Origin of the sequence: Vibrio sp. Isolate22, assembly GCF_022398115.1 — a bacterium.
In the GTDB taxonomy this organism is placed as follows: Bacteria; Pseudomonadota; Gammaproteobacteria; order Enterobacterales; family Vibrionaceae; genus Vibrio.
In genome coordinates this window covers 52,099-64,285 of sequence record NZ_JAKEUW010000018.1, presented here as the reverse complement: position 1 = coordinate 64,285, position 12,187 = coordinate 52,099, and the positions used below count along the sequence as shown (strand labels likewise).

At 45.7% G+C, this 12,187-nt stretch carries 11 protein-coding genes; 6 read left to right on the top strand and 5 right to left on the bottom strand.

What is annotated here, in order from left to right; genetic code table 11:
- Window positions 1–105 precede the first annotated feature (105 nt).
- Entirely contained in the window at window positions 106–1,332 is a 1,227-nt protein-coding gene (locus L1D55_RS12630) for an MFS transporter (protein WP_239917644.1), read from the top strand.
- A gap of 2 nt (window positions 1,333–1,334) precedes the next feature.
- On the opposite strand, the gene L1D55_RS12625 is transcribed toward L1D55_RS12630, so the two are convergent.
- Together L1D55_RS12625 and L1D55_RS12620 are read right to left on the bottom strand one after the other, a co-directional pair.
- Complete coding sequence (locus tag L1D55_RS12625; RefSeq protein WP_239917643.1) at window positions 1,335–3,053, bottom strand: amidohydrolase; 1,719 nt, start codon at window positions 3,051–3,053, stop codon at window positions 1,335–1,337.
- Between the two features lie 131 nt (window positions 3,054–3,184).
- Window positions 3,185–3,355, bottom strand: coding sequence for a hypothetical protein (locus L1D55_RS12620; protein ID WP_008221725.1), 171 nt, complete (start codon window positions 3,353–3,355; stop codon window positions 3,185–3,187).
- A 52-nt stretch (window positions 3,356–3,407) separates the two neighbouring features.
- On the opposite strand from L1D55_RS12620, the gene L1D55_RS12615 reads away from it, so the two are divergent.
- Together L1D55_RS12615 and L1D55_RS12610 are read left to right on the top strand one after the other, a co-directional pair.
- Complete coding sequence (locus L1D55_RS12615) at window positions 3,408–4,370, top strand: AraC family transcriptional regulator (protein WP_239917642.1); 963 nt, start codon at window positions 3,408–3,410, stop codon at window positions 4,368–4,370.
- Between the two features lie 147 nt (window positions 4,371–4,517).
- On the top strand, window positions 4,518–5,036 hold the full coding sequence (locus tag L1D55_RS12610; protein WP_239917641.1) for a lipocalin family protein: 519 nt from the start codon (window positions 4,518–4,520) through the stop codon (window positions 5,034–5,036).
- Window positions 5,037–5,122: 86 nt separating this feature from the next.
- On the opposite strand, the gene L1D55_RS12605 is transcribed toward L1D55_RS12610, so the two are convergent.
- The gene (locus tag L1D55_RS12605; RefSeq protein ID WP_239917640.1) at window positions 5,123–5,497 is read right to left on the bottom strand and encodes a hypothetical protein; all 375 of its coding nucleotides are present in this window, start codon (window positions 5,495–5,497) and stop codon (window positions 5,123–5,125) included.
- A gap of 48 nt (window positions 5,498–5,545) precedes the next feature.
- Window positions 5,546–5,851, bottom strand: coding sequence for a monooxygenase (locus L1D55_RS12600; RefSeq protein ID WP_128161390.1), 306 nt, complete (start codon window positions 5,849–5,851; stop codon window positions 5,546–5,548).
- Between the two features lie 147 nt (window positions 5,852–5,998).
- Between L1D55_RS12600 and L1D55_RS12595 the strand changes: the two genes are divergently transcribed.
- Window positions 5,999–6,895, top strand: coding sequence for a LysR family transcriptional regulator (locus L1D55_RS12595; RefSeq protein ID WP_239917639.1), 897 nt, complete (start codon window positions 5,999–6,001; stop codon window positions 6,893–6,895).
- A gap of 62 nt (window positions 6,896–6,957) precedes the next feature.
- On the opposite strand, the gene L1D55_RS12590 is transcribed toward L1D55_RS12595, so the two are convergent.
- The gene (locus tag L1D55_RS12590; protein WP_239917638.1) at window positions 6,958–7,572 is read right to left on the bottom strand and encodes a TetR/AcrR family transcriptional regulator; all 615 of its coding nucleotides are present in this window, start codon (window positions 7,570–7,572) and stop codon (window positions 6,958–6,960) included.
- 179 nt (window positions 7,573–7,751) lie between these two features.
- On the opposite strand from L1D55_RS12590, the gene L1D55_RS12585 reads away from it, so the two are divergent.
- Both L1D55_RS12585 and L1D55_RS12580 read left to right on the top strand, forming a co-directional pair.
- Window positions 7,752–8,873, top strand: a complete 1,122-nt coding sequence (locus L1D55_RS12585) for an efflux RND transporter periplasmic adaptor subunit (protein ID WP_239917637.1) — start codon at window positions 7,752–7,754, stop codon at window positions 8,871–8,873.
- 8 nt (window positions 8,874–8,881) lie between these two features.
- Complete coding sequence (locus L1D55_RS12580) at window positions 8,882–11,980, top strand: efflux RND transporter permease subunit (RefSeq protein WP_239917636.1); 3,099 nt, start codon at window positions 8,882–8,884, stop codon at window positions 11,978–11,980.
- Window positions 11,981–12,187 lie beyond the last annotated feature (207 nt).

The window sequence follows — 12,187 nt, the reverse complement described above, 5'->3', positions numbered from 1 at the left end:
AATGAAAAACAAATGATAATCATTCTCCAAATCAATTAGTTTACTGCTATTCATGTTGTTACCCACTCACTTGCTTTCAAAAATAGCTTAATCAACCTCGATATTATGTCCGTTATACAAAACAAAAAATTTCATTTAGTGGCTATTAGCCTGATTTCGGCGTTGATGGGCATAGGACAAAACGGCTTACTTGTCTCGTTACCGTTTCTGGTTGAACACTCTGCGTTCAGCTTACCTACGTGGTCTGTATTTATCGCGATTGGAAGTTTGTTGTTTTTGCCTTCCGCGCCTTTTTGGGGAAGGTACAGTGATAAACACGGCCCAAAGAAAGTGGTATTACAGGCGTTATCTGGAATGGCGGTTAGCTTTGCGTTATTGACACTGTTTGCAATGAATAGCGGCTATTTTCAATCGGATAGCCATAGTGATCGAGTGTACATTGTCTGTTTTATCGGGCTGGTCATCGCACGAATTCTATATGGCTGTACGGTCGCAGGTTTGGTGCCGGCAAGTCATCACTGGGCAATATTGTTGTGTGGTGAGAAGAACCGCTTGCAGGCGATAACATCGGTGAGTATCGGTTTGAGTGCTGGTCGATTGATTGGCCCACTCATTTCAATTGTGGCACTCAAATTTTCTTATTTCGCACCGCTCATGTTGATGATTCTACTGCCGTGTGTTGCGCTAGTCTTCGCTATTTTCTTGCCTGAACCGGCAATGCTAAGTACCAAGCAGGCCCAGCGAGAGAGCGCATCGTGGCTGCCCCAAAAAGGGCTATGGGTGTTTTTGTCGAGCGGGTTGTTGCTTTGTGCGACAGTGGCATTAACGCAATATAGCTTCTCGCCACTCATTTATGCTGTTACTAGTTGGTCAACTGAAAAAGTGAGTGATGCGATTGGCGTATTATTAACCATTAGTGCAGCGTGTACTTTTGCGACTCAAGTTTTGGTGGTTAAGAAAAGCAAATTGACGCCCACAACTATGTATCGCTTTGGCGCATTATGTTTAGTGCTTGGTTTTATCGTGTTGCTGATACCGAATATTTGGGTGTTTGGCGGTGCGATGATGTTGACGGCCATTGGTGCTGCGCTGCTTGTTCCTGCATACACGGTATTTGCGACTGAAAAACAAAATGAAGCCCCGGGTGCTGCCGCAGGCTTCATTTCGATGTCTCACACACTTGGCTATGGAGTCGCCTCGTTGCTGGCGTTCACCGCAACTCTCTATCCGCTATACCCAATTTACTTGTGTCTAGCCTGTGCGATACTCATTCTTGTCACATCGTTTTCAGTATCTAATAAAAACAGTTCCTTAGGGATAGAACGAGGCTAGTTCTAATCGTTCTGTGTATACACGACATCGCCACGCAGTACCGTCATCAACACTTGAGTTTTGGCGATGCCTCTTGCTGACAAGGTGGTGATATCTTTATCTAGAATGGCGAAGTCTGCAGACTTCCCAACTTCAATAGTGCCCGTAATATCATCAATTCCTAGGCTTTTAGCTGCATTGAGAGTGTAAGCATCGATGGCTGTGTAAATATCGGTTAGACCGGTCTTTCCCATGATCAAGCGATTCGCGATGCCAACCAGTGGGTTGATGTCGTGTACATTCCAGTCACTACTTAACGTGATATTGGCGTCGGTTTTGAGGATTGCGTCGAGGTTCATCATAGCTTTCGCGCGTCTTGCACCCAAGAAGGCATTAGCCCATTCGTGGTCATGTTGCGCGACGTAGTCTGATCCAACTTGGAAATCCGCGGTTACGCCGAGTTGTTTAAATCGTGGAACATCCTCATCATTGATCAATTCAACGTGAGTTAGTGTGTATGGCTTTTTCGAACCTTGCTTACGTACGCTCTCGATGGCATCTAAAGATTCTCGAACTGCGCCGTCACCAATGGCATGTATGTGGGCACTAAAGCCGATTTTTTCTAGGGCCGTTAACCACTGTTTCATCTGTGCTGGTGGAATGTAGTTCAAGCCATTAGGAGAGTTTGGTAAGTAAGTATCTAAGTAAGGAGCGAGCGTTTTTGCTGTACCATTGATAAAAATACCATCGCTGTACATTTTCACCTGATCGACCAGCAATAGACGACTTTTGTCATCGGAATACATCTTCTCAAACACTTCCAATTGAGAAGGCATTGCCATGGAAGGGTAAACCCAAGGGCGCAATGAGACGCGCGCGGTGAGGTCTTGGTTTTGCTCAGCTTCTAGCCAAACATCATACCAACCGCGTTTCCAATACATTCTACCGTCACCTATGGTGGTGATACCGTGCGCGGCCGCTTCTTCAAGGCCGTACATTAAGCCTTGGTAACTTTGTTCGAAGAGTTCGCTCTGACTGTTCCACGCCATTTCCATGACTTGGTCACCGGCACTGTCCAGTAAGATGCCGTTGAGCTTGCCACTTGTAGGATCCTTTAAATATGCTCCGCCTTGTGGGTCTGGTGATTGGGGACTAATTCGGGCGATTTTTAGCGCTTTGGAGTTAACCCACATTGAATGTGAAGTCTGCTCCATGATCACGACTGGTCGATCGGGGAAGACACTGTCGATGATCTCAAGTGGCGTGTACTCTGAGTCACTGTTGATTGTGGATTCCAAAGAAAATCCATACCCCATTAACCATCCTCTGCCGTTTGAATCAGCATTGATTTTGCAGGCTTCTAAGTAGGGGATTTGTTCTTCAAGTGTTGCTTCTGAATCCAGCTCGCAAGTGCCACCCAGCTCCGAGGCGGCTTCAAAAACATGGTTGTGGTTGTCAATGAAACCCGGCAGAACAAAAGCATTCCCTAAGTCGATAACGTCGGTATTCTGCCCTTGAAACGTTTTTGCTTGTTGGAGGTCGCCAATAAAAATGATCTTGCCGTCATGGGTAACGATAGAATCTGACTCTCGATGCCCGTATATATCGGCATTAGTGAAAATTTGGTCAGCCGCTTGGCTTTGCACTGCTGATTCAGCTTGTGCGAGAGCTGGTGATACAGCACCTAACATTATGATTAAAGCGGCTAATGCAGTGCGTGGCAGAGTAAGCTTGTTGTTCATTATTGTGTCTTCCATGTTCCACTGTTTAATAAGTATAGAAAGCGAGTGGTCAGTGTGAAACTTTACATGAATGACGAACAAAAGCCGGGATTACCCCGCGTATTGTGGCTTTGGTATGCCTTTCATCATGGTTATTGTTTCAAACTTTTAAGCAAATCATTCTTGTACTCGGCGTATGAGTGATAGCCATAAAGTTTCCACGTGTGGTCACCTTTAATATTGTGGCTGTAGGTGATTTCTCCGATCCACTGCTGACGTGTGGCATGAATCATATCGCGTATTTTTAATAATAAAGTGTCCATAGTTGCTCTCCTGATTAAGTTCACCTGCAGTATATTTAGTGGAGAAAGTTGGATGAGTACCGTTAGTGCAATATCCAATACTTTTCAGTCAAAGTGCTCATTTAAATGGTTTGACGGGTATACTTTCAATATTAGAGAGTCACAGAGTGTCGTAATGAAAGGTTACTTAGAAAAGGTGCCGCAAAGGATTGGTGCGTCATGGCGCTACAAGAAAATCGTTGAAGGCAGCAAGAGTTACGGTTGGCATCGACATGAAGAGTATGAGATAGCGATTCATCGCCACTTCTCGGGGCATAGCTTTGTCGGCCACCACCAAAGCGATGTGTTCCATAACCATATGATTTTGGTTGGCCCAGACTTGCCTCATGCCATTTATTCGGAAGAGAGCAGTGATGACTCACGTGTTTGCGAAACCCATGTAATTTGGTTTCGTAAAGATTGGATTGAGCCGTTGATAGCGTGCTGTCGTGAACTTGAACCGTTACGTACACTTCTAGAAGACTCAAAGAAAGGATTGCAGTTTTCTCCTAGTACCGCTGAGAGGGCAACACAACTGCTAGATAAGGTGATGGATCAGCCTCCTCATCAACAGCTATTGACTCTATTCTCTCTGTTTGCTCTGCTGATTGATGAACAAGAAGTCGTGCAGTTAATTAACCCAACTTTTAACTCGATTGAAGAAGACGAAGTCAGCGACAAACTAGATAAGGTCGAAGCCTTTCTGATGAATCATTTTATCCACGATATTTCAGTAAATGACTTAGCTAGTCATTTGTATGTTAGTGAAAGCAGCGTCAGGCGTCTGTTTCAAAAGCACTACAACGAGAGCTTCAGTCAGCGGTTGAAGAAAATTAGATTAAATGTGGCGTGTGATTTACTGCTCAATACATCTCTACCTGTGAATTTGATTATGGAAAAAGTCGGTTATGACAACCAAGCTAACTTCAATCGCCAGTTCAAATCTTATAAGCAGGTGACTCCTACTCAATATCGAGAGTCAATGAAGCGGCTTTGATTCATTCATCAACGAAACAATTTCCATAACCGTCTGAATAATTTAATGTTATATGAACCATGCAAATGGGGTTCACGTATTAACAAGGACGTAAGTTAAGGCTCAAATGACTTACTCGTATTACGATTAAAACAAGTCGAGGTTAGGATGAAGAAAATACTTTTGCTGCTGAGTGTGATCTTATTGGGTGGATGCGTTGGCATGCCAGAAACCGTCAAGCCAGTTCAGCAGTTTGAATTGGATAGATATTTAGGGAAATGGTTTGAAGTGGCTCGTTTAGACCACTCGTTTGAACGCGGCTTAAGTAATGTGAGCGCTGAATACAGCCTACGCGACGATGGCGGCGTGAAAGTGATTAACCGCGGCTATTCGGCTGAAGAGGGCGAATGGAATGAGGCTGAAGGCAAAGCGTACTTTGTTGAAGGTAGCGACCAAGGTTACTTAAAAGTGTCGTTCTTCGGTCCGTTTTATGGTGCCTACGTGGTGTTTGAATTGGAAGAGGAAGGCTACCAATACGCGTTCGTTTCTGGACCCGACACTGATTACTTATGGCTACTAGCAAGAACGCCTGAAGTTGCACCAGAAGTGATGGAGAAGTTTAAAGCGATGTCGAAAGAGCGTGGTTTTAATACCGATGAGCTGATCATTGTGGAACATACCCAATAAATCGATAGCTGTTATTGGTGAGAGTGACTGATGAACGCTAAGGCACAGAGGATGAATTTCTCTGTGCCTTTTTCATTATTTGAGAGTTAGTCTTGCTTACGCACTTGTAATACGCTCAGGACTGATAGCGAAAAAAAGAACGCTGGGTCGCTCCAACCAAAGCCAACAAAGATACCCGTAAAAGCGGCATACAGTGTGATGATCGCCCCCAGCATATTGGTGACAACCAAACCTTGGATGAGCTTTTTCGCGCTGGCTCCTGCTTCAATATCTCGCAGTAACCATGTTATCGCTGCAATACCACCAAGGAAGATACTGGTGTGTTGAGAGAGAAAGTAAGCGTACTTATCATTAATTTCCACACCGTACATGGGCCACATGACTGTTGGTAGGAAAAACAACGCGAAGGCAAACCCTGCGTAAATGATGCCGTGTAGGCTTAAAAACGTTTTATTGCTCATTTTTCATCTCTCTATCTCGTGCCTTTCGCTAATTCTTTATTCATTCCATTAGCCGTTGATTGGGCCTTTGTTAATGGTAGTTAATGGTTGATTGACGTCAAAAATCACGCCGCGAACCTCATCAACGCCCATCTCTTTTAAGCGAGCGGCATGCATGGCTAAGTAAGCCTCAGCGCTGAGTTGATCTTCAAAAAGGTAGACACCACCGCCCAGTTTTTCGGCTTGGTTTTCTGTCCAGATTTTCCAGATCATGCCTGGTTCATTGTTGATGGACTTGGCTAGATCAACGAGTGCGTTCGACATCTCTTCACCGAAAGGGCCTGAAAATTCAAAATCAACTTGTAGTAGTTTCATGGTGCTTCTCCGTTTAACAAATTCCGCTTAAAAATAGGTGTTTAAGACAAACAAGCCATTCTCGTTTGTTGTTGAGATTTATATTACCTGTAAAAAACAGACAGAAAAGTTCATAATATTGCCATTAACTGTCAGGATTTTAGACCGATGAGATTGAAGACTACCCTCGACCAATGGCAAACACTCTATGAGATAGACCGCGCTGGCAGCATTCAGGCGGCGGCACTGCAATTGAATAAGAGTCACACCACGCTGATTTATGCGTTGAGAAAACTAGAAGATCAGTTGGGTGTGCCTTTGGTTCAAGTGGAAGGTCGAAGGGCAGTATTATCGGAAGATGGTAAAGCCTTATTGCGTAGGGCGAGCAGCATGCTAGAACAAGCGCGAGAGCTTGAGCTGATCAGTGAGCAATTAACAAAGGGAGTCGAATCTGAAATTGTGGTTGCGGTTGATCACTTATGTTGCCTTGAGCGCCTTTATAAGCCAATGGCTGCCTTTATGGCTGAGAACAACACTACTTCAATCCAAGTGGTTGAAACATCATTGTCGAAGACCACTGAAATGGTCACTCAAGAAAGAGCCGATGTTGCCATTATCAACCTCCCCATAACCAACTACTCAGCTGAAGCTTTTGGTTTTACCAAGATGGAGCCTGTTGTCGCCAATTCACATCCGCTTGCTAGTGCAGCATCAATATCATTGAACCAGTTATCGTCGCTGCCACAAATTGTAGTAAGAGATTTAGGCTCGGTTGAAAAGCTGGGAGAGAAAAAAGATGTGGGTTGGTTGAAGTCGAGCCAGCGTATTACGGTCGATAATTTCGACCATGCCTTTGGTGCGGTAGAGCAGGGCGTAGGTTATTGCAGGCTGCCAAAGCATATTGTTGATAGCCGAGGCAGTGACAAGCTCACCGTGTTGAATGTAGAAAATGGCAGTGGTTATCAGGTTCCATTGCATCTGACTCTGCCGAAAGGCGTGAAGACAGGGCCCGCCGCAAAACGTTTCTATGAGCTGCTTCTTGAATCAGTTCCGAATACGGACTAAGTGCTATGAGAAACTAGCTATGATCTATGATCTATGATCTATGATCTATGATCTATGAGCGATTAACGAGGCTGATTTCCATTCAAGAAAAGTGCAACGCATTCGCGCGTGTAGTTGAGTCTTTCTTCATCGGATTCACCGCTATCATGACCGAAGAACGACCAATAGGCTGATTTGCCATGAAGCATCAACAGCAGTTGACGAGCTGCAATGATCGGTGAGCTAGACGTCGACAGAGTAAGGTCACCAGAATCTATTTTCGATTGCAGGTAATCGGCGAGTAATTTTGTCGTTTTTTGAGGGCCGCTTTCTAAATAGATAGAGGCGATCTCTGGGTGAGTATTGGATTGACTGACCGCGTTCTGAAAGGTTTGTCGTGACTGTTCATCCAGCAATAAGTCCTGAAACTTCACACCAAACTTCACCAATTCTTCTTCCAAAGTGGCGTCCATATCAAAGGCTGAATGGCTCAGTTCACGCTCGGCGCATTTGGTTTGCATGCAGGTTTCAAAAAGAACGTCTTTGTTTTTAAAGTGAGAGTACACCGTTTGCTTGGAAACGTTCGCTGCTTTGGCTATCTGATCCATATTGATCTTGAAGCCATGTTCAGAGAAAAGCTTACTTGCTGCGGTTAAGATCTGCGATCTCTTCTGTTCACTTTTGATGATTTTCGTCACGTTCTTATTTCTCGCTACCTAGTGCTAACTCGTTGTGCGCTAGCATTATGCTTTTTGTGATGGTTTTATCAATCACTAACGATGAAACTTATTTTTAACATAATCAAACTAGACAGTCTAGTTTGGTTTGGTTAGTCTAAAAAAAGAACATAATTGAGTACCGCATAGGAACAGTGAGTATGTATAAATTGATGAAGGGAAGCGCAGTAGCCGTGGCGTTGTCGACTCTTCTTGTTGGGTGTGGTGAAAGTACACAAGCCGAGACAACTACCGATGCAGCGAGCACTGCTGAATCGAACGGTGCTGGCTCGACAGTGTTAACGGTAGAAACTGTCGCTCTAGAGCGTTCTCCATCATACGAAGTACAACGTGAATATGTCGGTGTGGTAAAAGCGGGCCAACAGGCGAATCTCGGTTTTGAATTGGCGGGGAAAGTTAACGAGATTCTGGTGGATGTCGGTGACTCAGTCACAGAAGGTCAGCCGTTAATCAAGTTAGATACTCAGCTGTTGAAGACCGAATCCAGCCAATTGAAAGCGCAAGCTGAAGAAGTGAAAGCGCAATTGAGCCTGGTGGCTGCGAACTTAAAGCGTCAACGCTCACTGAAAGCAAAAGGCTTCAGTGCCGAAGCAGAAATCGACTCGTTAACCAGTGAACAGCGTGTATTGCAAGCTAACTTGTTGCGCATTGACGCTTCGGTAAAAGGTAACGATCTCAAGCTAGTGAAGTCGACGATTCTTGCGCCGTATTCGGGCACCATCGCCACTCGTTTTGTCTCGTTAGGTGATGTGGTCAATGTCGGTAATCCAACGCTCACTCTATTGGCATCGGAAGGCAAAGAAGCCTTTATTGGTATTCCAGCCCATCAAATGCAAAAGGTAACCTCACTCTCCGCGCCTAGTATTCGAGTTGGACGCAACGATTATGCAGTAGAGCTATTGAATCCGGGCGCGATGGTCGACACTCAGTCTCGCAGTGTTGGATTACGCTACCTATTTCCCGAGCAATCTTCGGTATTGGAAGGGCAACTGGCCTACCTTCAATTTGATGAACAGGTTGAGGAGCAAGGCTATTGGGTCCCTTTGACTGGATTGATTGATGGCTTGCGCGGTGTGTGGAATATCTTTGTGATTGGCGATGGCAACAAGGTTGAACGTAGAAGTGTTCAGGTGTTGTTTGCTAACAATCAACAAGCGTACGTGAGTGGTGCGATTGAAGATGGTGAGCAGGTGATCGCGAGTGGTTTACATCGCTTGGTTCCGGGCCAAATCGTGAAGCCAGTAAACACTGCTGCTGAATAGGGAATAGTATGAAAATCATAGAGACTATTTCCAATACCCGACTGCTGATCTTAATGACCGCGTTGCTGATGGTGAGTGGCATTTCAGCCTTCATGACGCTACCACGCGCAGAAGATCCGGTGATCATCAACCGTTATGCGAACATCACCACTAGTTTTCCAGGCGCCAGTGCCGAACGAGTGGAAACTTTGGTTACGGAGGTTATCGAGAATAAGCTTCGTGAGCTGAGTGAAGTTAAACTGGTGAGCTCAACCTCAAGGCCGAGCGTGTCTATTGTGACGCTTGAGCTTGATGACACTATCACCAAGCCCGAACCGGTTTGGTCGCAAGCACGTGACAAGCTGTCTGACATCGAATCCATTTTACCTGCGGGTGCCCATTCTCCCGATTTCGACAGTGACCATACCTATGCTTTCACCACCATTGCTTCTTTGACTTGGTCTGGTGCAGGTGAGCCTGATCGCTTAACACTAGGGCGTTATGCCAAAGAGTTAGCCAAGCGATTAAGAACCTTGTCGGGCACTGAGTTCGTTGATGAATACGGGATGCCTCAAGAAGAAATCCAGATAAGTCTACGAACAGCTGATGCTGCAGCGCTTGGTCGCTCTAGTTCAAACATCGCAGAGTCGCTAGAAGGGGCAGATGCTAAAAACTCAGCAGGCGAACTGGTTAGCGCGTATTCTCGATTTGGTTTAGAGATTGAATCGGAGCTTGATTCGATTGAGCGTATTAAGCAAGTCCCTATCGCGACGGATAGCAATGGTCACATCATCCGCATGGAAGACATAGCTTCGGTAAGGCGTGGTGAGAAAACCCCACAAGATCAGATTGCCATTATTGATGGTGAACCGGGTGTGATCGTCGCGGCGCGAATGCACCCTGATCTGAGGGTTGATAACTGGACTTCACGTGCGAACGCTTTGATCGACAAGTTTCAACAAGAGCTGCCAAGTAATATCGATGTCACCGTGCTGTTTAATCAGCAGGGCTATACCGAAACTCGCCTAGATGATTTAGGTAAAAGTTTGATGATCGGTTTCGGGTTGATCTTGATTGTATTGTTCGTGACCTTAGGTGTCCGTGCGGCAATATTGGTGGCTATTTCGCTGCCACTCACTTCACTGCTTACGCTATCGATCATGAAAATGACCGGTGTGCCAATCAACCAGATGTCAGTCACGGGCTTGATTGTTGCGCTCGGGATCATGGTCGATAACGCGGTGGTGATGGTTGATACCATTCAGGCGTATCGATTGAAAGGGCAGCACAGAGCAGAAGCGACTATGAATGCGCTGAAGCACTTGTGGGTGCCGTTGTTGGGCTCAACCTTGACCACGGTTCTGGCGTTTGCACCGATTATCTTGATGCCGGGTGCATCGGGTGAGTTTGTCGGTGGTATTGCGATTACCGTTTCTTTCTCATTGATCGGTTCTTACATTATCTCGCACACCTTAATTGCTGGCCTAGCGACAAGGTTACTGCCGAAACAACTCAGTGATGTCGATAAGAAAGGGCAACATCACTGGTACATGACGGGCTTAAGAATTCCTGCTCTAACACGTTGGTTCTCATCTTCAGTCCGTTTTGGCGTCACGCATCCAATCATCACAATTGCGTTGGTATTGTTGGTGCCGTTTACTGGCTACTGGAGCATGTCTCAGCTGACTGAGCAGTTCTTCCCGCCATCAGACAGAGACATGTTTGAGATTCAGGTATACATGCCACCTCAGGCGAGCATTTATGCGACCAAGAATACCTCGGAAAAAATAGACGACATCATCCATCGTTACCCAGAAGTGGAGCGTATTGATTGGCTGGTGGGTGCAAACTTCCCGTCTTTCTATTACAACCTACAAGCAAGACAAAATAACGCGCCGTACTTCTCGCAAGCTATGGTCAAAACGGAAAACTTTACTCAGGCGAATGCGTTGATTCCTGAGTTGCAAAAGGTGTTAGATGAAGAGGTACCGGAAGCACAAATCTTGGTACGTAAGCTTAACCAAGGCCCTCCATTTACTGCGCCAGTTGAGCTGCGTGTTTACGGTGAAAACCTCGATACTTTGAAAGCGATTGGTGAAGATATTCGTTTGATATTAGCAGGTGTTCCTCATGTAACTCATACGCGAGAAACCTTGCAGCCGGGTACACCTAAGGTGTGGCTGAAGGTCGATGAAGACACGGCAAAACTCAATGGTATTTCACTGAATCAGTTTGCTGGCATGTTGCAAACTACACTGACTGGTCGAGAGAGTGGCTCTGTGATTGAGGGGAGTGAGTCGGTGCCTATCCGTGTTCGTGTTGCTGATGAAGCGCGTGAAAACTTAGCGCATTTAAGTAATATCCGTTTGCCAATCAGTTCTGAGGTCTACTCGACCGGCATTAATGTCTCGACTTTGGCTGAGCTTGAATTGACCACCAGTCGTGGTGCGATTACTCGTCGTAACGGGCAACGTGTTAACACCATAGAGGGCTACATTGAAGCGGGCGTCTTGCCGCAAACCGTGCTCAATGAGTTCCAACAACGCTTGGAAAGTTACGAAATTCCATCGGGCTACAGCATCGAGTTTGGCGGTGAGTCGGCAGAGCGCGATCATTCGGTAAATAGTCTTATCTCGAATGTCGCCGTTGTGGTGGTGTTGATGGTGTTAGTCGTCGTGATGTCGTTTAACTCGTTTAGACTAAGTAGCATCATCTTTATGGTAGCGGCATTGGCTGGTGGGCTAGGGTTACTATCGGTGTGGATCTTCGGCTATCCATTTGGCTTTACGGTGATCATAGCGATGCTTGGGATTGCGGGGCTAGCGATTAATGCAGCTATCGTTATTTTGACGGAGTTGAAGCTCGACGAACAAGCCTCATCTGGCAATGTTGATGCCGTTGTAGAGGCGGTGATGTCGTGTACTCGTCATATCTGCTCAACGACGATCACCACTGTCGGTGGATTTATGCCGTTGATTATTGCTGGTGGTGGATTCTGGCCTCCGTTCGCGGTTGCGATTGTTGGCGGTACGGTATTAACCACACTTATCTCATTCTATTTTGTGCCTGTGGTTTATCATTTGATGACTAAAAAGCAACGCAAAACTGTGGCACAACAAGCGGCATAATTGGCAAACCAGCGCCCTTATTTTCCTCGAAGTGGGAGAGTAAGGGCGTACTTGTCTCTGTATTTTGACGACAAAACGACTCCTTTTACTCTGCTTTAGCTTGGTTGACCTTCTATTTCGATACCCATCAACGCGATGAAATGAAGCTTGTTATTCATGTTGACAATGAATACTTCGTGCTAACAATTTTATTTATGAATACCACTA

What these genes read in the sequence shown, in the direction of transcription:
- L1D55_RS12585 (WP_239917637.1), top strand. Translation starts at nt 7,752, where the DNA reads ATGTATAAATTGATGAAGGGAAGCGCAGTAGCCGTGGCGTTGTCGACT.
- L1D55_RS12620 (WP_008221725.1), bottom strand. Translation starts at nt 3,355, where the DNA reads ATGGACACTTTATTATTAAAAATACGCGATATGATTCATGCCACACGT.
- L1D55_RS12615 (WP_239917642.1), top strand. Translation starts at nt 3,408, where the DNA reads ATGAGTACCGTTAGTGCAATATCCAATACTTTTCAGTCAAAGTGCTCA.
- L1D55_RS12610 (WP_239917641.1), top strand. Translation starts at nt 4,518, where the DNA reads ATGAAGAAAATACTTTTGCTGCTGAGTGTGATCTTATTGGGTGGATGC.
- L1D55_RS12605 (WP_239917640.1), bottom strand. Translation starts at nt 5,497, where the DNA reads ATGAGCAATAAAACGTTTTTAAGCCTACACGGCATCATTTACGCAGGG.
- L1D55_RS12625 (WP_239917643.1), bottom strand. Translation starts at nt 3,053, where the DNA reads ATGAACAACAAGCTTACTCTGCCACGCACTGCATTAGCCGCTTTAATC.
- L1D55_RS12630 (WP_239917644.1), top strand. Translation starts at nt 106, where the DNA reads ATGTCCGTTATACAAAACAAAAAATTTCATTTAGTGGCTATTAGCCTG.
- L1D55_RS12580 (WP_239917636.1), top strand. Translation starts at nt 8,882, where the DNA reads ATGAAAATCATAGAGACTATTTCCAATACCCGACTGCTGATCTTAATG.
- L1D55_RS12595 (WP_239917639.1), top strand. Translation starts at nt 5,999, where the DNA reads ATGAGATTGAAGACTACCCTCGACCAATGGCAAACACTCTATGAGATA.
- L1D55_RS12600 (WP_128161390.1), bottom strand. Translation starts at nt 5,851, where the DNA reads ATGAAACTACTACAAGTTGATTTTGAATTTTCAGGCCCTTTCGGTGAA.